The organism is Haladaptatus sp. AB618 (genome assembly GCF_024136965.1).
In the GTDB taxonomy this organism is placed as follows: Archaea; Halobacteriota; Halobacteria; order Halobacteriales; family Haladaptataceae; genus Haladaptatus.
This window is the reverse complement of the sequence record NZ_JAMYJX010000004.1, coordinates 383339-409288: the sequence shown is the minus strand read 5'-3', so window position 1 is coordinate 409288 and position 25950 is coordinate 383339. Positions and strand designations below refer to the sequence as shown.

19 protein-coding genes are annotated in these 25950 nt (G+C 60.1%); 9 read left to right on the top strand and 10 right to left on the bottom strand.

The features are described 5' to 3' along the window. Positions 1-13 precede the first annotated feature (13 nt). Positions 14-2272 (bottom strand): glycoside hydrolase family 3 N-terminal domain-containing protein, encoded by a 2259-nt coding sequence (locus NKF26_RS15165; protein ID WP_253225989.1) that lies wholly within the window; start codon positions 2270-2272, stop codon positions 14-16. A gap of 1783 nt (positions 2273-4055) precedes the next feature. On the opposite strand from NKF26_RS15165, the gene NKF26_RS15160 reads away from it, so the two are divergent. After that, the gene (locus NKF26_RS15160; protein ID WP_253225920.1) at positions 4056-4715 is read left to right on the top strand and encodes a ThuA domain-containing protein; all 660 of its coding nucleotides are present in this window, start codon (positions 4056-4058) and stop codon (positions 4713-4715) included. Between the two features lie 6 nt (positions 4716-4721). Here the strand turns inward: NKF26_RS15160 and NKF26_RS15155 are convergent, their stop codons facing one another. Beyond that, complete coding sequence (locus NKF26_RS15155; protein WP_253225919.1) at positions 4722-6722, bottom strand: beta-galactosidase; 2001 nt, start codon at positions 6720-6722, stop codon at positions 4722-4724. 81 nt (positions 6723-6803) lie between these two features. Then, positions 6804-7499, bottom strand: a complete 696-nt coding sequence (locus NKF26_RS15150) for a hypothetical protein (protein ID WP_066147273.1) — start codon at positions 7497-7499, stop codon at positions 6804-6806. A 280-nt stretch (positions 7500-7779) separates the two neighbouring features. Between NKF26_RS15150 and NKF26_RS15145 the strand changes: the two genes are divergently transcribed. From NKF26_RS15145 to NKF26_RS15135, 3 genes are all read left to right on the top strand, one after another. Further along, positions 7780-8547, top strand: coding sequence for a carbohydrate ABC transporter permease (locus NKF26_RS15145; protein ID WP_253225918.1), 768 nt, complete (start codon positions 7780-7782; stop codon positions 8545-8547). A gap of 12 nt (positions 8548-8559) precedes the next feature. After that, the gene (locus tag NKF26_RS15140; RefSeq protein WP_253225917.1) at positions 8560-9432 is read left to right on the top strand and encodes a carbohydrate ABC transporter permease; all 873 of its coding nucleotides are present in this window, start codon (positions 8560-8562) and stop codon (positions 9430-9432) included. A gap of 68 nt (positions 9433-9500) precedes the next feature. Continuing rightward, positions 9501-11147 (top strand): TCP-1/cpn60 chaperonin family protein, encoded by a 1647-nt coding sequence (locus tag NKF26_RS15135; RefSeq protein WP_253225916.1) that lies wholly within the window; start codon positions 9501-9503, stop codon positions 11145-11147. Positions 11148-11263: 116 nt separating this feature from the next. Here NKF26_RS15135 and NKF26_RS15130 read toward each other — a convergent pair whose 3' ends face one another. The 4 genes from NKF26_RS15130 to NKF26_RS15115 form a co-directional block, all read right to left on the bottom strand. Next, the gene (locus tag NKF26_RS15130; RefSeq protein WP_253225915.1) at positions 11264-12418 is read right to left on the bottom strand and encodes an ABC transporter ATP-binding protein; all 1155 of its coding nucleotides are present in this window, start codon (positions 12416-12418) and stop codon (positions 11264-11266) included. A 195-nt stretch (positions 12419-12613) separates the two neighbouring features. Then, positions 12614-14176: an extracellular solute-binding protein gene (locus NKF26_RS15125; RefSeq protein WP_253234534.1), complete on the bottom strand. Its 1563-nt coding sequence runs from the start codon at positions 14174-14176 to the stop codon at positions 12614-12616. A gap of 96 nt (positions 14177-14272) precedes the next feature. After that, positions 14273-15034, bottom strand: a complete 762-nt coding sequence (locus NKF26_RS15120; protein ID WP_253234533.1) for a hydroxypyruvate isomerase family protein — start codon at positions 15032-15034, stop codon at positions 14273-14275. 3 nt (positions 15035-15037) lie between these two features. Further along, a complete protein-coding gene (locus tag NKF26_RS15115) occupies positions 15038-16150 on the bottom strand; it encodes a Gfo/Idh/MocA family protein (protein ID WP_253234532.1) in 1113 nt (370 codons plus the stop codon). Positions 16151-16282: 132 nt separating this feature from the next. Here NKF26_RS15115 and NKF26_RS15110 point away from each other — a divergent pair, with 132 nt between their 5' ends. Together NKF26_RS15110 and NKF26_RS15105 are read left to right on the top strand one after the other, a co-directional pair. Further along, positions 16283-17245, top strand: coding sequence for a sugar phosphate isomerase/epimerase (locus tag NKF26_RS15110; protein ID WP_253225911.1), 963 nt, complete (start codon positions 16283-16285; stop codon positions 17243-17245). Between the two features lie 3 nt (positions 17246-17248). Continuing rightward, positions 17249-18385 (top strand): Gfo/Idh/MocA family protein, encoded by a 1137-nt coding sequence (locus tag NKF26_RS15105; RefSeq protein ID WP_253234531.1) that lies wholly within the window; start codon positions 17249-17251, stop codon positions 18383-18385. 56 nt (positions 18386-18441) lie between these two features. Here the strand turns inward: NKF26_RS15105 and NKF26_RS15100 are convergent, their stop codons facing one another. Further along, on the bottom strand, positions 18442-19197 hold the full coding sequence (locus tag NKF26_RS15100) for an IclR family transcriptional regulator (protein ID WP_253225909.1): 756 nt from the start codon (positions 19195-19197) through the stop codon (positions 18442-18444). Positions 19198-19323: 126 nt separating this feature from the next. Next, positions 19324-20772: an aldehyde dehydrogenase family protein gene (locus NKF26_RS15095; protein ID WP_253225908.1), complete on the bottom strand. Its 1449-nt coding sequence runs from the start codon at positions 20770-20772 to the stop codon at positions 19324-19326. 114 nt (positions 20773-20886) lie between these two features. Between NKF26_RS15095 and gfo6 the strand changes: the two genes are divergently transcribed. The 3 genes from gfo6 (at position 20887) to NKF26_RS15080 (ending at position 24432) form a co-directional block, all read left to right on the top strand. Then, positions 20887-21978, top strand: coding sequence for a D-xylose 1-dehydrogenase Gfo6 (gene gfo6 / locus NKF26_RS15090; protein WP_253225907.1), 1092 nt, complete (start codon positions 20887-20889; stop codon positions 21976-21978). 106 nt (positions 21979-22084) lie between these two features. After that, positions 22085-23323 carry a mandelate racemase/muconate lactonizing enzyme family protein gene (locus NKF26_RS15085; RefSeq protein WP_253225906.1) on the top strand — a complete coding sequence of 413 codons (1239 nt, stop codon included), beginning with the start codon at positions 22085-22087 and terminating at the stop codon, positions 23321-23323. Between the two features lie 224 nt (positions 23324-23547). Beyond that, entirely contained in the window at positions 23548-24432 is an 885-nt protein-coding gene (locus NKF26_RS15080; RefSeq protein ID WP_253234530.1) for a fumarylacetoacetate hydrolase family protein, read from the top strand. Positions 24433-24941: 509 nt separating this feature from the next. Here the strand turns inward: NKF26_RS15080 and NKF26_RS15075 are convergent. After that, complete coding sequence (locus NKF26_RS15075; RefSeq protein WP_253225904.1) at positions 24942-25706, bottom strand: IclR family transcriptional regulator; 765 nt, start codon at positions 25704-25706, stop codon at positions 24942-24944. Between the last annotated feature and the right edge of the window lie 244 nt (positions 25707-25950).

The window sequence follows — 25950 nt, the reverse complement described above, 5'->3', positions numbered from 1 at the left end:
GTGATATACCGCGCTACTCCACGGTTTCGACTCGTGTCGTCGTGAAGTACGTTCGACCGGCTGCCGGTACTTCTTTCGTCGCAGTCACGTCGAACGCCGCCGTGGAGACGATGTCGCTCGCCGACCGACCGACGCGGAGTTCGTAGGGACCTTCTTCGACGGCGAGATTCATGTCACGGTCGTGGAACGCGAGTTGTGAGGCGTCGATTTCGAAGGTGACGCGTTTCGACTCGCCGGTGTCAAGCGACACCCGTTCGAACCCAATCAGTTCTTGGACCGGCCGGGCCTGACTCGGAGCCTCCGCGCTCGCGTACAACTGGACGACTTCGTGTCCGTCGCGGTTGCCCGCGTTACGGACTGCAACTTCAGCGCTCATCCGTCCGGCCGGGGCGAGCGCGTCCGTCGACAGCGATAGGTCGCCGTATTCGAAGTCGGTGTAGCTTAACCCGTGGCCGAACGGATACAGCGGTTCGCTTCCCACGTATACGTGTTCCTCGTTCGCGGTGTTAGGTTTCCGGTTGTAGTAAACCGGCAGTTGACCGACTGACCGTGGAAGGGAGACGGGGAGACGGCCGCCGGGATTGTATTCACCAAACATCACTTCGGCGATTCCCTCGCCGCCGTGTTCGCCAGGAAGCCACGCATAAAGAAGCGCGGGCGCTTCCTCGGCGATCCACTCGAGAGAGTGGGGTTTCCCGCTCACGACGACGACTGCCAGCGGCGTCCCAGTCTCGTGGACACGTTCGACGAGTTCCTGTTGCACGCCGGGGAGACCCAAATCGACCACATCGCAGCCTTCACCGCTGGTCGGGACGCTGGGGAGGTCGGCTTGCTTCTCGTTCAAGTCTGTGAAGTCGACGGCGGAGCGTGCGCCAACGAACGCGACGGCGACGTCGGCGGCTTCGGCCGCCTCGGCCGCCGAATCGAAGTTATCAGTCGAGGACCCGGTCGTTGTACACCCCTGCTCGTATCGAACATCGAATCCAGCTTGCTGGCCGCGTGCCTGGATGGCGTCGAGGGGAGTCGTGGCATCGAGGTTGACCTCCTCCGTGGGATAGTGGGCCGGATACGCGTAATCACCCATGAGTTCCTGTGCGTTGTCGGCTTTCGGCCCGACGATGGCCACGGCGTCCAGTCTCCCGGCGTCGAAGGGAAGGACGTCGCCCTCGTTCTTCAGGAGGGTCATCGATTCCCGAGCGGCACGAGTGGTGAGATTTCTCGCGTTCTCGGTGTTGAACGGGTCGGCGGCGGCGGCGACGTCAACGGTCGGATCGTCGAGGAGCCCCTTCTTGGCCTTCGCACGGAGCACCCGCCGAACCGCCGTGTCCACCGTCGCTTCGGCCACGTCCCCATCTTCGACAGCGTTCACGAGATGCTCGCCGTAGCAGTCCGTATAGGGGAGTTCGACATCGATACCGGCCTCAACCGCCATCACCCCCGCCGCTTGCTCAGACGCCGCGACGCCGTGCTCGCTTCGCAGGAATTCGACGCTGTAGTAGTCAGAGACGACCGTCCCGTCGAACCCCCACTCGCCGCGGAGAACGTCCGTTAGCAACCACTCGTCGCTCGCGCATGGGATGCCGTCGATGTCGTGGTAGGCGTTCATCACGGATTCAGCGTCGGCCGTTTTGATGACAGCCTCGAACGGGAACAGATGGGTTTCCCAAAGTTCCCGGCGTCCGACGTTGACAGAACTGCGATTTTTTCCGCCTTCTCCGGCCCCGTGGCCGGCGAAGTGTTTGAGCGTCGCCGAGATTCCGTCACCGTCGCCTTGGAGGCCGTTCACGTACCCGCAGGCCATCGCCGCGACTAAGTACGGATCCTCGCCGAACGTCTCCTCAACGCGTCCCCACCGAGAATCTCGTGCGACGTCGAGGACCGGAGAAAGCGCGTGTTTCGTACCGATGGCCGCCAATTGACGACGAATCGTGACCGTGATTTCCTCGACGAGCGATGGCGACCACGTACTCGCCATCCCGATCATCTGGGGGAACGTTGTCCCCCCCGGACCCATGTATCCGGACAGACACTCCTCGTGGGGAATCGCGGGGATGCCGAGTCGAGTCTCGTCTCTGAGAAAAGCTTGAAGTTCGTTCGTCCGTTTCGCGGCCTTCCGTGGCGGAAGGCTTCCCTCTCCCCCGAGTCTCGTCAGGTGACCGATTCCGTTTTCGAGGTGTTCCTCCATCGCCTCCCGATCGTGTGTCGCGTCGTCATTGAGCAGTTTGTTTGCGTTTACCGAGCCGAGCTGTGCGACTTTCTCCTCTACGGTCATTTCATCGAGGAGTTCCTCTATCCTCTGCTTGTCGGCGATACGACGCGATCCAGGATCCGGTCCAGTTTGCATCACATAGGCCTTGCAATCACATCTATTAATAGTTTGGACGGATGCATGAAGAACATTTCGTCTCACCGAAAAGTTTCGTGTAGCAATTTATTCTCCGTATCAGAACCCAACGAACGAACGGAACCCACCGAGTCGAAGACAAAAGAGTCGAAGAACGCCGAACTCGTCGTCACACCGTTGGCACTGTAACTCTGGTTCGAACCGCGATACGAGACCGCTATCCCATCGTATGGGGGCTCTCACCAACGAAACCCCAGATACGTTCCCTAATACGGAAACGTCTTTCCGAGACGTGACCGACGAATGCGCACCTTCGGCGTCGGTACCCGTACCCCCGTTTCCCGCCGTAGATGGGCTAATATAGAATACTAACCTCCCAGACCAAAATCGAGATTGCGAACCCATTCGTGACGCTATGAAGAACGTGACAGTCCGATTTGATACTGTCGCCAACACTCACGACGTCTTACGATCCGAGTATATTCGTGATCACATGTCGGACTATATTTGATGGAGACATATTCGTGTGATACCTGACCTAAACCTACAGTGAGGTGACTCGTGAGGTAACTTACTAGCGTTTCTAGCGCCTTGAAGCATCCTTACTCTTGTTCAGCGAACGAAGTAGTATGCAGGGGAGGGTAACGTAACCCATAGCAGTTCGACTCAATGACTAGCAATAAATGCGCAAAATAGCGTTCCAAGTTCGTACCCCTTGATCCCATCTCCACAAATTGGATCAGCGTTCCACTCGATTATCCGATCTACTTCAGCAGACCCATTACATAGATATGTCTGTAATGGTTGCAGAGATTGTCGCACCTAGCGCTGTCGGAACCAGTCTCCGTTGCCAATCGAGTGATTTCGGTATGGGGTCCATTTGCAACATCTGTGACTCCTGCTCCCGACCGCATCAAGTAATTGATGACCCCAAACGCTGACTGTAGCTATTTGAGTAGCTTTGTATTCACACCGGACATAACTTACCGTGTAAATTGTACCTACAAATACGTTCCACCTCGACGAGAGAGATGGCGACCACCTGCAAGAGTTCGTCTCCTATCTTGGGCGACACAACCGTCTCCCCGAGACGCTGGGTCTGCTCATGAGAACCGCGCTCGTACCGCTAGAGTCGTTCACCCACTCCTATGGCGCCCTCGTGCCATCGATATCGGCGCATCGCCGATTCGTGAACGATACCGTCTGAGCGACCATCGGATCGGTTCCGGAAGATGACTGGTGCCGAGTCCGGTGTAGTTTGTTCTGTATCAAGGACTAAAAGAAAAACGGTCGCCACCCGGAGTCTACTATCGTTTGCCGTCAAAGGTGCAGTTCGGAAACCAACATTTATCTGATAGAAGTCAGGGAAGAACGTCGCACCGTCACTCGATTCCCGTCCTCGGCTTAATTCGATGAAAGAAAGACAAACTATTCTCTATTACAAAACGAAAAGTAAATCAACGTAGCGAATCAATTTATATTGACTGTTCGGAGATTTTTAAGGATAACGTTAAACACATAGGTAAAAGGAAAGAATGCGAAACAGAGAGCACGTCAACGAGTACCATTCGTCCCGTAACGTGAGGATGAACTGGCATCTCGATGTTTTCCCCTGTTCTACAATACAGAACGCCACAGTCAACGAAGGACGGTTGAGTAGATTACCACAATCGACCGAAGCTTTATGCTCCCGTCTCCGTAGATGGAAGTCATGACCGATCAGACCAGCGTGCTTCTCATCGGGGAGAACACGTTTCCCTTCCACGAATTTGATGAGATGGCACCACGTATCGAGAATGCTCTCGGGGACAACGTTGCCGTGACTCGAACGACGGATCGAAATGCCCTGCGCAGCCTCGACGACTACGACGTCCTTGCCGACTACCTCACCGACAGCACCTTTACCAGCGCTCAGCGAGACGGTCTCACCTCTTTCGTCGCGGACGGTGGCGGTTATCTTGGGATACACTGTGCCGCGGACATCACCAGTACCCACGACGGGTCCGGTGGCATCGACCACCGGGACGAACCGTTCCCAGAACTCCGGGAGTTGCTTGGCGGGCACTTTATCGGGCATCCGGAGCAATCGACGTTTCGCGTCGATATCGTCGACATCGATCACCCAGTCACTGAGGGGGTCGAGGATTTCGAAGTGTTCGATGAGCCGTACACAGTCGATTACGACGAGGACGCGATACGCGTGCTCGCCCGGATGGACCACCCCGACCTAGACGACTATCCGGTCGCGTGGGTACGGCCGGTCGGCAACGGAAATGTTTGCTACGTCTCACTCGGACACACCGCCGAGGCATTCGAAAACCCGCAGTACAGACGCCTCCTTCGAAACGCTGTCCGATGGGTGAGCGCCTGACCGCGTCTACTTTTCTACCGATACATTGGCGGGAGTCCCCTCGACCACGAGCAGATCGTAGCCGGGAACGGTCTCCTCGCCTAACTGAATGACCGCATCGCCGACATCGACGTCTATCGGTTCGCTGCCGTAATTGAACACCCACGTCAGATCGCCACGATGGGCGACCCGGACGTGATCCGGGAGCGGGTTGGCTGCGTGTATGACGTTGGCCCGCGTGAGCACGTCGGAGACGAGGGCGTCCGCGAGGTTGTCGTCCGGCCAGATTCCAACGTAAGCGACCGACCCAGGTTCGACTTCACGCACAGTGATGGCCGTACGGCCTTCGCCAATCCCGGTCGCGTACTGCCCTACGATCTTCGCGTCGTCGGCGTCGATCCACTCCGCCCACGTTCGATATCCGTACCGTTCACCCCGATACGAGAGGCAGGCGTCGGACGAGTCCGCTGGGACGCTCTCGTGCTGATCGACGCGAACACCCGCGAGGTCGGCGAGTGGTCCCGGTGGTCGCGTGGCATGAAGCTTGTTATGCAGGTCCTTCTCTCCCGAACGAATCGTGAACAACAGGTGACCACCACTCTCGACGTAGCGTCGGAAGGTCGATACGACCTCGTCTCCGACGAGGTGCAGCGATGGGGCGAGGACCGCATCGTAGTCTTCGAAATCGGCGCCAGTCGGAAGTACGTCGACTTGTACGCCGCGACCGCGAAGCGCGTGGTAGTACGTGTGGAGGTGGTTCCAATAGTCGAAATCGGGCGACATCGCCTGTTCGTCGAGCGCCCAGAGGCTTTCGTAGTCGAGGACGAGCGCGACGGGAGCGGTGACAGAACCCTGGTCGAGATCGGCGAGTTCTGCCGCCGTCGTCGTCGCGTCGTGATATCCGCGGTCGGCGGTCCCGTTCCGCTTTCGAAGCCCGGCGTGATACTGCTCCTGTCCCTCCAGACACCGTCGCCACCTGAAGTAGGAGACGACGTCGGCACCGTGAGCGACCGCGTGGTGTGCCCAGAGACGCATCGCACCCTCTGCCGGTTGGGTGGTCTCGGGCGGCCAATTGATCGACCCCGGTTGCTGCTCCATCACCCAGAAGTTCCCAGGCGCGGCGCAGCGATAGCGGTCGTGATTGAATCCGATCTGGTCCGGGTTTCCGACCCGAAGTTCGTCCGCATCGGCCGGGTCGTCGCCGGCGATTTGGGGGAATCCAGTTGGATATGAATCCCATGCGGCGAAGTCGAGATCGTCGCCGACGTCGTAGGGGTCTAACTGGCCGAAGTCGAACATGAAGTTGTGGGTAACGAACCAGTCGTCGTTCGCCTCCCGAAGTCGATCCGCTTGCGATCGGTTGTAGGATACGACGCTCGCGCTCGCGAAGCGGTGGTAGTCGAGCACCCGTCCCGGATGGTGATCGGTGACCGTGTGGCGCGGCGGATCGATCTCTTCGAAATCAGTGTGATGCTGGCTCCAGAACGTCGTCCCCCACGACTCGTTCAGCGTGTCGATACCGCCGTACTTCTCACGCAGCCAAGTCCGAAAGGCCGTCGCACAGTCGTCGCAGTAACACCGGATGGTGTCGTGGCAGCCGTACTCGTTGTCAGTCTGCCAACCGACGACCGCTGGATGGTCGGCGAAGTGTTCGGCGAGGACGGTAACGATGCGGTCGGTCTGCTCTCGATAAGCCTCCGAGTTGAAGCAGTAGTGTCGCCGACTGCCGAAATGGCGAGCATCCCCGTCCGGTTCCTCCTGAAGGATGTCCGGGTGCTTGTCGACCAACCATTTGGGTGGCGTCGCCGTGGGGGTACATAGTACCGCTTTCATTCCATGCTCGTGCACGAGATCGACCGCGGTTTCGAGCCACTCGAAGTCAAGTTCGCCGGGTCGCGGTTCGAGTCTCGACCAGGAGAACTCGCCCATGCGGACGTATTCGATTCCCGCCTCGGCCATCTGCTCGACATCGGTGGTCCACCGTTCGCGGGGCCAGTGTTCCGGAAAATAACACACGCCTATCGACATACCTTCGTGTGTCGTGGAAACCATTATCAAGCTGTCGGTGGCATCGAACGGCGCTCGTTCTCGACTCCGGCTTCTCGCCGATCACGTCATCGAGGTAAATACGATGAAGGCGATGGTCGTCGGAAGCAACGCCAGCGTGCTTCGAATCCGACCGAGACTGTAGCGTCGTGCGAGCACTGGTCGAAGGAATAGCGCACAGAGAAGCCATCCGCTGATCCGGAGCAGTCGTACGATTTGCATCTGCTGTGTGCTCCGGATGTTCATCCGTACTTCCATGATCTTCGGTGCCATCTGTGAGACGTTACCGCCGGAAACAGCGGCAATGCCGACGTCCGAGCCGGAAATCGTGAGCGCGAGAACGGATGCGACCACGAAAATCGGGACGAACACCACGGAGAGGTACCCACCGACTTTGAACGTGGTAACGTCGAGACTTCGATTGGAGGCGATCAACCCGGCGATTGCACCGATCGTTCCGAAGAAGAAGAACAGCAACAACAGCGTCTGGAAACCCGTGTAGATAAAGTTGAGGACGAACGCCGACAGCAGCGACTGAAACGGCTCACCACCCTTCATCACTCCCGGTTCGATGAGGTACGTAAATCCGCTCCGAAAGAGGACGTGGGCGAACACACCGATCGCGGGCGCCGTCCAGCCGTAATATTCGATGGATTCGACCGCCTCGCCGAAGTCATCCGCGTCGAGGAAGGCCCGCCACGCGTCGGTGGTCGAATCAACCCTGGCGCGCCAGGCCCCGTATGCAGTTTCGAACGCCATGCAACGTTCAATTTCACCGAGCTGTCAAGAGTGTTTCGACGATACACCAAGACGTTCGGTACCAAAATATTATTACCATCCGGGGAATGTAGTGAGACGAAGTAGCATGGTGAAATACTATCAGTTACGGAATCAGTTTCTCAACCGAGTTTCGCTACCCCGAAAGTATCGTCACCTCCTGTCGAAGGAGAGCGTTTGGGGTTGGTTATTTCTCGTTCCGACCCTGGTCTCACTCGGTCTGGTAAGCGTCTATCCAGTCATCCGTGCGGCATACCTGAGCATGAACGAGTACAACGGAATCACCCCGCCGACGTGGGTCGGCCCGGCACACTACGTGAAGATACTGTCGGGGTGGCCGGAGTTCTGGCAGGTGTTGCTCAACACCGTCTCGTGGGCGTTCGGCTCAATCATCATCATGCTCATCGTCGGGATGGGATTCGCCGTCCTTCTCAACCGCGAATTTCGAGGGCGAAACGTCGTTCAGGGGTTACTTCTGCTACCGTGGGCGATGCCGTACATCGCCGTGGCACTGAACTTCCAGTGGATGTATAACTACAATCTCGGGGTGTTCAACGGCCTCTTACGGTTGGTCGGTCTCGGCGCGATTCCGTGGATCGGGAGTTCGAAGTTCGCGTTGTTTTCGGCCATGCTCGGCTGGGTGTGGCGAAACTTCCCGTTCTTCATGATTAGCTTCCTCGCCGCAATGAAGGCGATCCCCGATTCGCTGTACGAGGCGGCGCTCGTCGACGGCTCCACCCGATGGGAGCTGTTCCGCCACATTACACTTCCGTACCTACAGCCGGTTATCATCGTGACGACGCTGCTGATGAGTCTGTGGACGTTCAACAATTTCACCATGATATTCGTGCTGACGAGCGGCGGGCCGGGGATGTCGTCGATGGTGCTCCCGGTGTACGTATACAACAACGCGTTCCTGTCGAACTCCGTCGGGTTGGCAAGCGCCATCGGAATGGTCATGATGTTCATCATGCTCGGGTACGGACTGGTATACCTCCAGCTCTACCGGCAGGACATCGGTCAGGTGTGAGGTGAACACGATATGGCAACTAAATCACCGCAATCGAACTCGTCATTCCTGAACGACTCGGTACTCAAAACGATCGGATTCCACGCGTTCGTGTGGAGCCTCACGCTCATCGTTCTGTTCCCCATCATCTGGATGGTCATCACGTCGGTGAACGTGACGACCGTCGAGGAGCTAACGCGAATCGGTATCACAGGGTGGCTAAGCGGGGTGAGCCTGAACAACTACATGACGATGCTGAATCAGACGACGTTTCTCACGTGGTTCATCAACAGCGCCATCGTCTCGCTGGCGTCCACGCTCATCAGCATCGTCGTCTGTATCTTCGGAGCATACAGCATTGGGCGGTTGCGATTCCGCGGTCGAAAGGTGGTCGCAACGTTCCTCCTCATCACGCAGATGTTCCCGTACGTAGTCATCGTCATCCCGCTGTTCCTCGTCTTCCGTGACCTCGGGCTGTTCAACACGCTCACAGGCCTCGTCATCGCGTACATCGCCTTCACGTTACCGTTTACTACGTGGATGTTGCGGGGATTCTACGAGAACCTCCCCGCCCAATTAGAAGAAGCGGCGATGGTCGACGGCAGTACCCGCATCGGGGCGGTCATCAGTGTCATTCTCCCGCTGTCCGCGCCCGCCATTGCGACGACGTTCATCTTCGGGTGGATTTTGGCGTGGAACGAGTTTCTCTTCGCGCTCGTGCTCATCAACGACCCGACCAAGAAGACGCTGCCGCCGGGAATCGGTTCATGGATCGGACAGAACACGGTCAACTGGGGGCTCATCATGGCCGGTTCGACGGCCGTCAGTTTGCCGCTCCTCCTGCTATTCGTCTTCCTGCAACGCTACCTCGTCGAGGGACTGGCAGAAGGTGCCGTCAAGTCGTAACGGACGACCGTGGGAAAACGACACGAATTTTCACAAAAGTAAAGGCCGGTGGATCTGTTCTATTTCCTATGGAGCAATCACCTACTTCCCCATCCGGTCAGATCTCCGGATACACTCATTTCGACCGGTCCGAAACGAGCGAAATCATCAGAACCGCGGCCGAGGAGATGGGGAGCCTCGTCCGAAGCACGCTCGGACCGTCTGGCCTCGACAAACTCGTCGTTCGCCGACAGCAAGACGACGAGATTCGCGGACTCGCGAGCAACGATGGGATTTCCATCATCGAGGAGTTCGAGGGGGAGACGAACCATCCGGTCGCACAACATTTCATCGAAACGGCGGAAGCACAGGAGGACAACTTCGGGGACGGGACGACGACCACGATACTGCTGACGAGCGAAATGATCACTGCCGGACTCGACCTCGTCGCCGAGGGTGTTTCCCCGACGACCGTCATCGAGGGGTTCTCCATCGCCGCCCAGCGGACGCTCGAAGTCTGGGATGACTCCAGCGTCTCATTAGCGTCGTCAAACGGTGCATCGCTCGACCGCGATCTCCTTCGGAACGTGGCGATAACCGGGATGACGAACGGGAGTACGAAATCCTGGTCGCTGCACGGCCTCGCCGATCCCGTCGTGGAAGCTGTCCTCCGTGTGTCGAACCCGCAAACGGGTTCGGTGGACCTCTCGTTCGTCCGAACGGAGGCGATGCCGGGCGGGGGTGTTGCCGATTCGTCCCTCGTGCCCGGTGCATTCCTTCCCCAGGAACCGTACTGGGGAACCAGCGAACTGCCGGTCGAGGGATCGGCGCTGCTGGTCGGCGGTGACGTGGCACCCAGAGATCAGGCGTTCCAAGGCAACGTAACGGCGGACACGGACGGATTCGACGGTGTACGGACCGTAGACACACGTCGGTTCGACGACATCGTGGCCGCGATTTGCGCGACGGGCGCGGTTGCCGTCTTCGCGAGCGGGGATATTCACCGCGATATCGCCCAAGAGCTGGGTAGCCGTGGCGTGCTCACGGTGCAAAACGTGAAGGATTCGCGCATCGAGTTCCTCGCCCGTGCGACTGGAGCACCGGTATCGACGCCGCTCGTTTCGGCCGACGTGGTGGAAGCCGAAGCGACGGCACCCGTGCACATCGACCAACGGTTCGACCAGCAGGACGAGAGCTGGTTGGCAGTGACGGCGACCGGCCGGAATGTCCCCGAAGCGGTGTCGTTCGTCGTCCGCGGCGGCAGCGACTCCGTCGCCCGCGAAGCCGAGCGGCGGGTCAAGGACGGACTGAACGCCGTTCGCGCGGCGGTGATGCGCCCGGAAGCGCTTCCCGGCGGCGGGGCGGCGGAAATCGCCGCGGCAGTGGCGCTCCGCGACTTCGCACCGAGCGTCACCGGACGGGCACAGCTTGCAGTCGAAGCGTTCGCGGACGCGATAGAAACGATACCGCTCACGCTGGCTCGCAACGCCGGTCGCGATGCGCTCGGTACCGTGCTCGACCTCCGGAGCCGTCACGCCACTGGGAGTGGACGAGCAGGGATCACGTCGAACGGAGTCGTCGTCGACGACGTGATTGACCACGGCGCGTTCGACCCGCAACTCGTTCGGACCAGCGGATTCGTTCGTGCCGTCGAGTTCACGAACAGCTATCTCCGCATTGACGGCATCCTCTACAACGCGAACCCCGGCAGTCCGGTCGACGGGGCATCATCGTGACTCGGAAGAAGGGTCGATGGTTGCGAGACCGGAATTGCTTACGAATACCGGTGTAGCCGTCGAGTTGTAGGTCCCCGTCTGGTCGGCAGTGAGCGTCGTCCGTTTTCCATAAACAGCTATCGAACCGGTGGGTCTTCCCGCTGCGTCCGCCCCTCGACAAGGAGGTTGTCGCCCGTCTCCTCGTCAAACAGGTGAATGTCGTCAACTTCGAAGGTGATGTGCACCTCATCGCCGACATCGGGATTCACGTCGGGCGGAACGAACATCACGTATTCCCGTTCTTCGTCCACGTCCACCTCCATCGCCGACGGCTCAAAGTACAGAAGGTTGTCCCTGCCGAGCGGTTCGACCAGCTCGACGGTGACCGCACTCGCGTTCCGGTGGGACGATTCGCACAGTTCGAGGTCTTCCGGTCGGATGCCGAGGACGAACCGGTTCGAGGCGGTGCGTTCGGCCTTCCTGGCGATATCGTCCGATAAGACGTGGTCGATCTGGCCCGTGAACCGGGAGACACCTTGTCGGTCCTCGACGATTCCGTTGAAGATGTTCATGCTCGGACTCCCGATGAACTGGGCCACAAACAGGTTCGTAGGGTCGTTGTATACCTCCCGTGGGCTGCCCACCTGTTGGAGCTCACCGTGGTTCAGGATGGCGATTCGGTCCGACATCGTCATCGCCTCCTCTTGGTCGTGCGTGACGTAGATGGTGGTCGTCCCGAGTTCCTGCTGGATGCGGTTGAGTTCTGTCCGCATATGTTTGCGGAGCTTGGCGTCGAGGTTCGACAGCGGTTCGTCGAAGAGAAACACCTCGGGTTCGCGGACGATAGCGCGTCCCGTCGCCACGCGTTGTTTCTGTCCGCCGGACAGCTGACGGGGTTTATTGTCGAGGAGTTCCGGGATGCCAAGCAGATCGGCCGTCTCCTCTACGCGTCGGTTAATTTCCCCCTTATCGAGCGTCGTCGAACGCTTGAGCCCGAACGCGAGGTTTTCACGCACGCTGAGGTGCGGATACAGTGCGTAGTTCTGGAACACCATCGCGATATCCCGGTCACGAGGCGGGAGAAAATTCACGACTTCGTCGTCGATGGATATCTCCCCAGCCGTTATCTCTTCAAGCCCGGCGAGCATCCGGAGCGTCGTCGATTTGCCCGAACCGCTCGGCCCGACTAACGTCAGGAATTCTCCGTCGGCGACCTCGAGTTCGAAATTATCGACGGCAACCGTTTTGCTGCCGTAGACCTTTTGAACGGAATCGAAAACTATTCGTCCCATATACCATGTTAATAGGGAACAGTTGTCTATAAAAATATTCCGTCGTTATCGACGGGAATTTCCCATCAGATACACCTCTCCGAACCGAGAAATCGTCGTTTCAGTGGATCGGATGGCGGAGGTTATCGATCCGGACCGGACCTGACGGGACTCATGGATATGGTGTCTGGAACGGCGAGTGTATCCACCATGGCGTCATTCGTAGGGATTCCAGATCTTCGGCGTGTTGTTGGAACCGGTGATCCAATCCTGTACCTCCTTCGGGGCATCGTCGAGGCTCGGTTTCTCGGACTTGCTCTTGAGCGTGTAGTCTAGCTTCTTGTTCGCCTCGTTCCGAACGTTGTTGGCCATGCCGACCAACGCTTCCTTCGGATCCTTATTCGAGCCCAGGATGGCTGAAATCGCTTGGCTATATCCGGTCGTCGAACCTTCGACCGACCCGAGGAACGGCGTGTCCTGTCCGCCACCGTAGACGCCGTATCGCCGAGTCTCCTGTGCTTGGGTGACGAACGCGTCAAGCCAGTCGTCGGGAAGCTTCGTCGGATTCTTCGTGAATAGGTCCATCTGCTCCTGACTCTTCCGTACCGGCATGAAGACGGGTGCGGACGCCGCGAAGTAGTCGGACTGGTTGTCCGGTTGCATCATGTACTTCACGAACTCGTTCGAGAGGTCCCCGACATCGTGTTTGGAGACGTCATTGGTGAACGGGCTGAGACAGGAACCGCCGCGGAACGACCACTGTTTGCCCAACGGTCCCTCGGGCATCGGCTGGATACCCACGTTATCCCGAAGGCCGGCGTGTTCCTTCGTCCGGGCGAGACGCGCGTCCTCCGCGCCGAGGTGCGCCATCCCGGCGTCTCGCTCCCGGAAGAACTTGTCCGTCGCGCTCGAATCCTGGCTCGTCCAACCATCGGCCGTGAGATTCCACGCCTTCTTCAGGCTAGCGTAGAACAGGTGGCCGAACAGGGATCCGGCCGAATCGAGTTCCACCTGCCACTTCCCGTCCTTCTTGCTGTAGAACTTCCCGCCCGCGTTTGCGGTGTACGCGAACGTGTGTTGACCGGTCGTGAAGTCGCGAGCGCCGGGTTCGATGTACCCCGGATTTCCGGTTTCCTTGACCACGTCTTTCCCGATTTTAACGAGTTCCTTCCAGTCCTTCGGCGGTTTGCTGTGACCCGCCTTTTCGAGGAGGTCCTTCCGATAGTACATCGGTCGCGTCTCGACGAACCACGGGACGCCCCACTTCTTGTCGTCCCAACTGGCCCACGCTTCCATTGGCCCGTACCAGTCGTCGTACGAATCGTAAATGTCCGTGACGGGTGCCGTCGCACCGAGACTTCCGAAGTTCACGGCGTGTTCGTTGGCCATCTCCGAGACGTTCGGCGTCGTTCGTCCCTGAATGGACGCGTTCCACTTCGGGAACACCTGATTCCACACGATGACGTTCGTCGAGACGTTGACCGGCGAATCCGAGTATTTTTCGAAGCCCTTGGCGGCCTGCTTGATGTTCTTCGTCACTTCAGGGATGTATCCGCGCATCGTCCAGAAGATGAAGTCCTTTTCACCCTTCGTTTTGCTATTACCGCCGCTACCGCCGAACTGTTCAGTACATCCGGACAATCCGACTGCGGCACCGGCTGCACCCATGGATGCAGCAGTCTCCATGAAACCGCGCCGGGAGTAGCCATCCTCGTCGGAGGTACTGGTTACCGTCTCGTCAGTAGCGTCGTCGACCGATGAATCAGTTGCCTTCGGCATAGTGACACGGATTATCATTATTATAGGAGACAATAACCTTTTCGCTGAGGATGATTCACTTCATCAAACAGGCTTTCGGAGAAAAGCAAAAAAATGTTACCCGTTCAGGATAGCACGACAGTCGCTCACGGCCGCGGCGTCGTCACCTTCGGGGGAGAATTCGCACCCGATGTACCCGTCGTAACCCGCAGCGGCGAGCGTGGGGAGGATGTTACCGTAGTCGAGTTCCCCCGTTCCGGGTTCGTGTCGACCGGGAACGTCCGCGATGTGGACGTAACCGATATGGTCGAGGTGACTCGTCATGTTGGCGATGACGTTTCCTTCCGTGATCTGCTGATGGTACACGTCGAAGAGGAGTTTGACGTTCGAATCGCCGATCGTATCGACGATGTCGTATCCTTCCGCCGACGATTCGAGGAAGTAACCGGGGTGATCCACGGCCGTGTTCAACGGTTCGACGGCGAGCGTAACGCTCGCGTCGGCGGCGTCGGGGGCGACGCTCTCGAGAGAATCCACGATAGCATCTCGTTGAGTTGGGTGGTCGATATCCGCCTGTTCTTGTCCAACGGTGATAATGAGGGTCGAACAGCCGAGGCGTGCGGCCGTTTCGATGGAGTCGCGCATGGATCTGCGGGCCTCAGAGGTTCGGGTCGGGTCCGTCAACGGGACGTCGCTGCCGAGCATGGCTGCGACGTTCAGGTCGTGTTCGTCACACGCGTTGGCGACCGCATCGAGGTCCTTGTCGCGCCATCCCCAGAACTCCACCGCGTCCGCACCGGCCGCCGCGGCGAGACTGATTCGTTCCGTAAATGGTACTCCTTTGAAGACCATCTCGACGCAAACCGACAATTCTGGCATCGGTCAATCCTCGGCCGGTTCCGGAGTGAGCGTTCCTTCTTCAATCAGCGCATCGAGGGGGTTGTCCTCGATGTCGAGCGGCAACTCGACGCGGCCGTGTCGTCGTGACGATTCCCACGCGCCGAAGATTATCTCCGTCGCCTTGAGCGCGTTCTCCGCGTTCAGTTCGGAGGTGGAATCGTTCTCGACCGCTTCAACGACGTCGGCTATCGCACGGTCGATGAAGACCCGACCGAATTCCCGGGAATCGAGGCCGTGGAGGCCCTCGCCGTCACAATCGACGTGTTCCCACTCGTCGTCCCCCTCGCGCTTGATGCGGAGGATCTGGTCGTCGGTTTCGTTGTTCGGGAAGCCGTGTCCGATTTCGACGGTGCCCTCGCTGCCCACAAGGCGGTTATGACAGTTGACCAGATCCGCTCCGATTCCGGTCGTCGCGAGTCCGTAGACGCCGTTCTCGTATCTCCAAGAGGTGAGCGTCTGGTTCTCGTTGTGAGCACCGAACCACAGGTCTTCGTCTCGGTAGTCGAGTTGGGAGATGACCCACTCGGCCCTCCCCTCGTCGTTGAAGTAGTTACAGAGGTCCACCGAGTGGGACCCGTAGTCGTAGATGTTGGGAGCCGCGCACTCGACCCGTTGGAGATCTCCGATTTCGCCTGCATCGAGCAATTCCTTGGCCCTTCGATATCCTCGGCCAAAGCGGCGTTGGTGATTGAACGTCAATTTGACGTCCTCCTCGTCACACACCTCTACCATTCGCTCGACGTTCGACCACGTCCGATCCATGGGTTTCTCGCAGTGTATTGCCTGTACCGCATCGCTCCGTGCGATGTCGGTCACGATGTCGGCGTGCGTTGGTGGGGGCGTACAGACACTAACAATGTCGGGTTCGACCGCGGTGACCATGTCGAGATACTCTTCGAACACACCGTCCGCTTCGATATCCCAGTACTCGGCGAACGCTTTTGCGTTGGGTTCGACGATGTCGGCACAGGCGACCAGCTCCGCTCCCGCGTGGTCGTACGCCGCGGCGTGACGATACGCCATCGCAAATCCTTGGTTGTTCTGTGTCTCCGGGTCCGGTCCGGTTCCGACGAACGCGCTAGTAATTGCTTTCATTGCCTCTGAATCACGTAAGGAGGTTACTCGAATTCAACAATAAAGTTTGTGATTTGGTAACTTGTATCTCTCCGATGGCGTTCGGGAGCGTGACAGCACAACGTATATGAATCGACAGTGTGATTCTCGATCATGGATGTTGGTGTCCTAACGGTCGCATTAGCGGAAGAATCGATAGAAGACACGTTCTCGTATCTCTCCGAACTCGGCGTCGGCGCGGTCGAACTCGCCTGTGGCGGGTTCGTCGGCGACGCACACCTACCGAAGGAGGAGTATCTGGACGACGAGGACGCACAGTCCGAACTGCAAGCGCTCCTCGACGAGAACGACCTGTACGTCTCGGCGTTGGCGACGCACAACAACCCGCTGCATCCCGTCAACGGCGACGAGGCGGACGCGGAACTCCGCGACGCGATTCGACTCGCGAGTCAACTCGGCGTGGACACCGTGACGACGTTTTCGGGGCTTCCGGCGGGCGGACCGGACGATTCGGTGCCGAACTGGATCACCGCGCCGTGGCCGGACGAGCACCACGAGGCACACGAGTACCAGTGGAACGAGGTGGCGATTCCGTACTGGCAGGAACTGGAATCGTTCGCGGACGACCACGGCGTGAACGTCGCCATCGAGATGCACCCGAACATGCTCGTCTACGAACCGCGCGGACTGCTCGAACTCCGCGAGGCGACGGGCGACCGCATCGGCGCGAACTTCGACCCGTCCCACCTGTTCTGGCAGGGTATCGACATCACCGACGCGATTCGACTGCTCGGCGAGCACGACGCCATCCACCACTTCCACGCCAAGGACACCGAGGTGTACGACGCGAACTCCCGCGAGAAAGGAGTGCTCGACACGACGCCGTACACGGACGAAATCGACCGTTCGTGGCTCTTCCGCTCCATCGGCTACGGCCACGGCGAGGAGTTCTGGAAGGACGTCGTCTCGACGCTGCGCATGGTCGAGTACGACGGCGCGCTCTCCATCGAACACGAGGACTCGCTCACGTCCGCGACGGAGGGAATGGAGAAAGCCGTGGACGTACTCGACCGGGCGGTCTTCGAATCGAATCCCGGCGACGCCTACTGGGCCTGAACCATGAGCGAACCACTCTCCGTCGGTGTCCTCGGCTATCGGTTCATGGGCAAAGCACACGCCAACGCCCTCGCCCGCTTGCCGATGTTCTTCCCGGACGCACCCGAAATCGAACGGCGCGTGCTCGTCGGGCGGGACGAGGCGGCGCTTTCGGACGCCGTGGACGAACTCAGCTTCGAGGGGTACGGCACCGACTGGCGGGAGGTCGTCGGCGACGTGGACGTCTTCTACAACCTCGGGCCGAACTCGATTCACGCCGACCCCACCATCGCCGCGCTCGAAGCGGGAACGTCGGTGTTCTGCGAGAAACCGCTCGCGCACACGCTGGATGACGCGGAGCGGATGCGGGACGCCGCCCGCGAGTCCGATGCGGTCGCGGGCATCGCGTTCAACTACCGATTCGTCCCCGCCGTCCGCTACGCGAAACGACTCATCGAGGATGGCGAACTCGGCGAGATTCGTCACGTCAGAGGGAGCTATCTCCAGGATTTCCTCGCCGACCCGGACGCGCCGTGGGCGTGGCGACTGGACGAGGAGGTCGCCGGAAGCGGCGCACTCGGCGACCTCGGCGCACACACCCTCGACCTCGCAGGATTCTTGGTCGGGGACCGAACCGGCGACATCGAGGATATCAGCGGTCGGCTCAGAACGTTCGTGGACGAGCGGCCGGTCGACGGGGAGGACGAAACACGTCCGGTCACGGTCGATGACGCCTACACGGCACACGCGACGTTCGAGAACGGCGCGGTCGGCACGTTCGAGGCGTCGCGCTTCGCCACCGGGCACAAGAACGACCACTCCCTCGAAATCAACGGCTCGGAGGGAAGTCTCCGGTTTTCCATCGAGCGGCCGAACGAACTGGAGTACCTCGGACCGGACGACAAGGGGTTCCAGACGGTCATGGTCACGGCGGACGAGGACCCGTATCTCGCACAGTGGTGGCCGGATGGGCACGTCCTCGGGTGGGAACACACGTTCGTCCACGAAAACTACGAGTTCCTCTCGACGGTTGCGAACGGTGGCGTGGACGATACCATATCGAGCGACGTACCGACGTTCGAGGACGGCTACCGCGTTCAGCGGTTGCTCTCAGCGATAGTGGAATCGGACGAACGCGGAGAATCGGTGGCGCTCGGCTGAGTCGGCGTGTACTAAGACATGGCCACCCACTTCGGTTCGACGACAATTTTTCGAACTCAGTAGTTGATGTTGAGTTCGATGACGTTCGCCGCGTTGAGCACGCGCTTGGACAGTTCACCGTGAAGGTCGTCGTCACTGACCCGACTCGCCGGAGCGGACACGCTGATGGCACCCAACACCTCGTTCGAGGAGGCTCTCACTGGTGCCGCGATGCAGCGGAGCCCTTCCAATCGTTCACCGTCGTCGATGGCGTATCCGCGGTTCCGGATGTTTTCGAGCGTCTCGTACAGTTCCTCCCGACTGCCTATACTCTGTGGCGTTACCCGCGGCAGTCCGTAGCGCTCGATAATTTCCTCGACGCGCTCCTCGGGAAGGTAGGCGAGAATTGCCTTCCCGAGACCCGTCGTATGGAGGTACGTTCGAAGTCCCGCGTGGGTGTCCAGATCGACGGCCTTCGCACCCTTGGCCCGCATCAGGTACACTCCCTTTCCCTGTTCTTCCACGAGGAGGTTGGCGAGTTCACTCGTCTCGTCGGCGAGCGATTTGATCTCCGGTTCCGCGACCTCGTAGAGTTCCATCGATTTCCGGATGTGACCACCGACTTCGAGGAACTTCAACCCGAGTCGGTACTCGTCGCCGGACTTGACGACGTAGCCGTGTTTTCGGAGCGTCGTCAGATGGTTGTGTACCATGCTCTTTCCCATTCCCGAACCCTCAGCGAGTTCCGTCACGCCACACGACCCCCGTTGCATCAACTCCTCGACCAACGTGAGGGTCTTTTCGGTGGTTTGTACCGGGTGTTTTGCGTCCATGTCAACAGAGGCCACACAATCATCCGTGATAAACATTCTGGATATCAGAACGCACGATGGACGAAACGTCTTCGATTCCAATATAAAAGCGAAGTGAACGATGGAGAGCCGAAGGTAACGGACGGTTCAGTAGTTGTCGTAGACGGTTTTCTCGATGGTGTAGAAATCCAGTCCCTCGTCACCCTGCTCGCGCCACGTCTCGCTGGACGAGCGCTTGAATCCGCCGAACGGAACGTGGAGTTCGAGGCCAGTCGTCTTGTCGTTGACCTTCACGACCCCGGATTCCGCCTCGCGGACGAAACGGTTCGCTTCCGTGTGGTCGTCGGTGACGATGCTCGCCGCGAGTCCGTACTCGACGTCGTTCGCGACGGCCAACGCCTCGTCGAAATCGCTCACCGCGATGACGGCGACGAGCGGGCCGAACACCTCTTCCTGTGCGATGCGCATCTCGGAATCGACGTCGGTGAACACTGTCGGCTCGACGAAGTAGCCGGATTCGACGGCCGAACCCTCCGGAATTCCGCCACCCGAGACGAGCGTCGCCCCTTCCGCCTCGGCGACTTCGACGTAGTCGAGCGTCGATTCGAGTTCGCTCTCGCTCACCTGCGGACCCATCTCGTGCTCGTCGCCCGGGCCGATATCGATGGATTCCGCGCGATCCACGAGTTCGGCGACGAACTCGTCGAGGACGTCCTCGTGGACGATGGCACGGGAACACGCCGTGCACGCCTGCCCGGTGACGCCGAACGCGCCGCTCGCGACGAGGTCGGCCGCTTCGGCGGGGTCGGCCGAATCGGCGACGATGGTCGGGTTCTTCCCGCCGAGTTCCGTCTGAACGCGCTTGCCGGAGTCGGTCGCTTGGTCGTACACCATCTCGCCGACTTCGCTGCTGCCGGTGAACGAGACGGCGTCCACCGCGTCGCGTTCGATGAACTCGGTGCCGACGACGCTTCCCGAACCCGTGACGACGTTCAGAACGCCGTCTGGGAGACCTGCTTCGTCCAGCGCGCGTGCGATTTCCATGGCGACGCCGGGTGCGGCCGACGCGGGTTTGAGAACGACCGTGTTCCCCGCCGCGAGGGCCGGTGCGAGTTTCCACGCGGGGATGGCGATGGGGTAGTTCCACGGCGTGATGAGCGCGGCGACGCCGACCGGTTCCTCGATGGTGTAGAGGTTCTGGTTCGGAGAACTCGGGTTTTTGACCGTCCCGCCGCGTTCGGCCGCTTTCACCGCGAAGTGATAGAAGATGTCGATGGCGCGCTGTACCTCGCCACCGGCTTCGGCGTTCGCCTTGCCTTCCTCGGCGACGAGCAGGTCGGTGAGTTCGTCCTTCCGTTCCGCGAGCAGGGTCGCCGCTTCACGGAGGATTCGGCCTCGCTCCGGGCCGGGCGTCGCCGCCCAGTCGTCGGCCGCATCTGCGGCAGCCTCGACGGCCTCGGTGGCGTCTTCCGTACTGGAGTCCTGGTATCGCGCGACGACTTCGCTCGGGCGTGCGGGGTTCTCGACTTCGATGGTCTCCCCCGTCGCCGATTCGATCCACTGTCCGCTGACGTAGTTCCGTGTCGTATCCGACATCACGCTAGTGTTCTCACTTCCACCATACGACTGTTACGGTCCGAGTAACGTTTGACAGAAATTTTTACTACCGTTATCATTATCTTTTTGCCGACTGGGTCGAACATCCCGGTTATGACCGCCATCGACGACCTGAACGGGATCAGGGAACGAGACTGGGAAGCACTGGAGTCCGGAACGCTCCGCATCGCCGTGGTCGGCCTCGGTTGGTGGACGCGCGAGCAAGCCATCCCGGCGATCCGGGAGTCGAATTTCTGCGAGACGACCGTGACCGTCAGCAGTTCCCACGAGAAAGCCGAGGACGCGGCCGAGGGGGTTTCGACGGCCACTGCCGCCATCACGTACGACGAGTTCGTGGACGGCGAGGCGACCGACGAGTACGACGCCGTGTACGTCTGTACGCCGAACGCGTATCACCTCCAGTACGTGCGCGCCGCGGCGAACCACGGCAAATCGGTGCTCTGTGAAAAGCCGATGGAGGCGACGCTCGAACGCGCCGAGAAACTCGTCGCGGCCGCCGAGGACGTGCCGCTGATGGTCGCCTACCGGATGCAAACAGACCCGCAAGTGCGTCGGATGCGCGAACTCGTCCGCGAGGGGGCCATCGGCGACCCGGTCGCCGTCCACGGTCACATGGAACAGCAAATGCTCGACTTCGTCTCCGGCAATCCCGACCAGTGGCGGCTCGATCCCGACCTCGCCGGCTACGGCGCGACGGTGATGGACTTGGGAATCTACCCGCTGAACACGACCCGGTTCGTCCTCGACGCCGACCCGGTGAGCGTCACCGCACAGATGCACTCCGAACACGACGCCTTCGACGAGGTCCCGGACGAGCACGCCACGTTCACGGTACAGTTCGACGACGGCACGTACGCCGCCTGCACGGCCAGTCAGAACGGCCACCTCTCGGGTGGCCTCCAGATCATCGGAACCGAGGGCGAGTTACGGCTCGACCCGGCGTTTTTGGGCATCACGCCGCAGACGCTCACGATCCGCCAATCGGGCGGCCGCGAGATGGAGATCGACGACGGCCGCCGCGACCTGTTCGGGGACGAGATGACCGAGGAGTTCGACTACTTCGCCGACCGCGTCATGCGCGGGGTCGAACCGACGCCGAACGGTGAACACGCGCTCGTGGACATGCGAACGCTCGCGGCCATCTACGAGGCCGCCGAGACCGAAGCGCAGGTCGCGGTCGAGTAAGGTCGCAGTCGAGTAGTTCGTACCGCCGCCTTCTGTCCTTTGCGACCCTCACGACTCACCCCATTCGCAACCTTTACAACGGACCTCTGGGAACCAGCCTCATGCAATGGTTGATCATGCGAAGCTCCGCGACCCGAACGCGGAGTATACGATGCGTGACCTCTCCGCCGACACGATGGGAATCACCAATCGGCGCGGCGGGGTCCGTGATGCGGAGATAACCGACGTCCAGACGACGATGGTCGATGGCAACTACCCGTGGATTCTCGTCCGCGTCTACACCGACGCCGGTGTCGTGGGGACCGGCGAGTCCTACTGGGGTGGCGGCGACACGGAAATCATCGAACGGATGAAACCGTTCCTCGTCGGTGAGAACCCGCTCGACATCGACCGACTGTACGAACATCTCGTCCAGAAGATGTCCGGGGAGGGTTCCGTCTCCGGAAAGGTGATTTCGGCCATCTCGGGCATCGAAATCGCGCTCCACGACCTCGTGGGCAAACTCGTCGAACTCCCCGCCTACCAACTCGTCGGCGGAAAGTACCGCGACGAGGTGCGGGTCTACTGTGACCTCCACACCGAAAACGAAGCCGACCCGCAAGCCTGCGCGGACGAAGGCGTCCGCGTCGTCGAGGAACTGGGCTACGACGCCATCAAGTTCGACCTCGACGTGCCCTCGGGTCACGAGAAGGACCGCGCGAACCGTCACCTCCGCGGCCCGGAAATCGATCACAAGGTCGAAATCGTCGAAGCCGTCACTGAAGCCGTCGGCGACCGCGCCGACGTCGCCTTCGACTGCCACTGGTCGTTCACGAGCGGGAGCGCGAAACGCCTCGCGCGCGAACTGGAGGAGTACGACGTGTGGTGGCTCGAAGACCCGATTCCGCCGGAGAACCACGACGTTCAAGCGAAGGTCACGGATTCGACGACGACGCCCATCGCCGTGGGCGAGAACGTCTACCGGAAGTTCGGCCAGCGGACGCTGCTCGAACCGCAGGCCGTGGACATCATCGCACCCGACCTCCCCCGCGTCGGCGGCATGCGCGAAACGAGAAAGATAGCCGACCTCGCGGACATGTACTACATCCCGGTCGCCATGCACAACGTCTCCTCCCCCATCGGGACGATGGCGTCCGCACAGGTCGCGGCCGCGATTCCGAACAGCCTCGCCGTCGAATACCACTCCTACCAGCTCGGTTGGTGGGAGGACCTCGTCGAGGAGGACGACCTCATTCAGAAGGGCCGGATGGAAATCCCCGAAACGCCCGGTCTCGGCCTCACGCTCGACCTCGACGCCGTCGAGGAACACATGGTCGAGGGTGAGACCCTCTTCGACGAGGCGTGAGCCTCGTCGAGCCAGCAAATCAGTGATTTGCGCTGTTCGACGAAGTGTAACCTTCGTCGAGCCAGTGAGCTCGACTCACGTCGTTCGATGAATAACGACCGTCGTCGAGTCGGCAGATAGGAGGTTCGAACGGCTTGCCCGAAGCGAGTAGTCTCGACGCCGTCTGCGACTCGTCGGGCCTCCCGCGGCGATACTCTTTTAACACTCTCCGAGCATCACTGTGTATGCGCTATTACCGACTCCCCGGTGGAGAGCCACGCTCATCCACAGACAGCTTGGTAGTGATGGACGACGACGGAGCCGCCTACGACCTCACCGCCGTCTCACCCGACCTCGGTTCGTTCCGGGCGCTCGCCCGCGCCGCGAACGCGAGCGACGAATCCATCGACACCATCGCCCGCAGACGCATCGACGAGGCCGAGCGGATCGATTTCGACGCGTTCGACCGGAATACCCTCCAACCGGTCATCGCCGAAGAGGTGTGGGCGGCGGGCGTCACGTACCGAATCAGCGAGGAGGCGCGTAAAGCCGAGAGCGGCAAGCCGGAAGTGTACATGGACGTCTACGACAGCGAGCGACCGGAACTGTTCCTCAAGGCGACGCCCTCCCGGACGGTCGGTCCGTGGGATGACATCGGAGTGCGCGGCGACTCGGGGTGGGACGTCCCGGAACCCGAACTCGGGGTCGTGCTCCATCGCGGGGAAATCGTCGGCTACACCATCGGCAACGACGTCTCCAGCCGCGACATCGAAGGGGATAATCCGCTGTATCTCCCGCAGGCGAAGGTGTACGACCGCTGTTGTTCTATCGGCCCGTGTATCGCCACGGACGAGACGGTAGAGGACCCTCACGACCTCGAAATGTCGCTGACGATCGAACGCGACGGCGAGATCATGTACGAGGACTCGACATCGACGAGTGAGATGGCGACCACCTGCGAGGAACTCGTCTCGTATCTCGAACGGCACAACACGCTCCCCGAAACGCTGGTTCTACTCACCGGAACTGCGCTCGTCCCTCCGGAGTCGTTCACCCTCACCGAGGGAGACGAGGTTACCATCGACATCGATCGTATCGGACGACTCGTCAACGGAACGGTGAGCGTCTAATCCGATAGCACGACACGCCCGAGCACCGGGATAGCGACGGCTATCCTCGACTGCCGACGACGCCCGGACGGACGGGGCCACGTCCCGACGTTGGTCGGCGAGGGGATTCGGGGACGGCGTTCCGAGCCATCTTCGTGGAGCTGTTTCTACGGAATCACGTTTCGTCGTGTTCTGGATATCAGAATTCGATTGGCCGCGGCCGTCACTCCCGTTCGTTCGACATCCCCGCTAAAACAGGGACAGCACCGCAGTCGAAGAGTGGTACGGGAAAATACGGAGTCGTAGATGATGGTCAAATGAAGACATTGTGTTCTGGTATCGAGAACGAGCTCGTGGTCTGCGAGATTCTTGTCGTCCCGGTCTCCCGCCGAGCCAACTGTCCATTACAGGCATATCAATGTAATTCCTGTCGTGGGACGGATATTCTACTGCTGACGGTCAACCGCTCGGTTACACGTGTTTAGGAGAGTTGAACGCATTACGTCGAACGCGGTAGGAAGTTGAACGCGTCACGCCGAACGCAGGTCGAGTTCTATCTTCTTCGCGGTGCTGAACACCTGTCCCGTGACGTCCTCCTCGAAATGTCGTCCGTGGAGGACCTCGTCCGGACCGACGACGCAGATGGCCGCCCGTCCGTCGGTGTCGCCTCCACGGATCGGAGCGGCGACACCGTTCACGTCCTCGATTCGTTCCCCACGGCTGTACGCGACGCCGTCGTCGCGCACCTTTCGCAACTGTTCGAACAACCGTGACGCGTCGGTAATCGTCCCGTCGGTATAGCGGTCCAATCCGTGGTGTCGGATACAGTCCTCGACGCGGTCGTCGGACATGGAGGAGAGTATCGCTTTCCCGGCCGCGGTGGCGTGCAACGGCACTTGATCGCCGTTGACCGACGAGGGGGACCACGAATCGGAGCACGTCGCGTGATACACACGAGTCGCGCAACCCGTTTCCCCGACGTAGAGACCGGCGTACTCGCCGGTCGTCTTCGTGAGGTTGTCCAGATACGGCTTTGCGACCCGGAACAACTGCATCCGATCCCTCGTCCGCTCGCCCGTCGCGAGCGAGCGAAGCGTGAGGTCGTATCGGCCATCGACCTGTTTGACGTACCCCAGGCTACGCAACGTCGTCAGGTGGTTGTGAACGGTTCCCTTCGTCGTGTCGATTCGGGAGGCCAGTTCCGTCACCCCGAGTGGACCGTCGGCCGCGAGGGTTTCAAGCAGCGTAAACGAGGTCTTCGTCGCGTTCACCGGACAACGCCCATCTACGTTCATGGTACCTATCAATGGGTCATCCACTTATATCTGTTCACCACAGTTAAACTGAAAGATAAAAAATGTACCGAACGATCACGATAGATTCGCGGTGGCATCGATGTTTTGGGGGACGAATCCATCAGATGGACGGTATCGAGGAGGAGACGGAATATGAGCGGCGTTTTTCTGTGGTAAACGGGGGGAGGGGAGTGCTACGACCGGCGCTGGTCGGCTGACACGAGGAGCTTCGCGCGGGAAACAC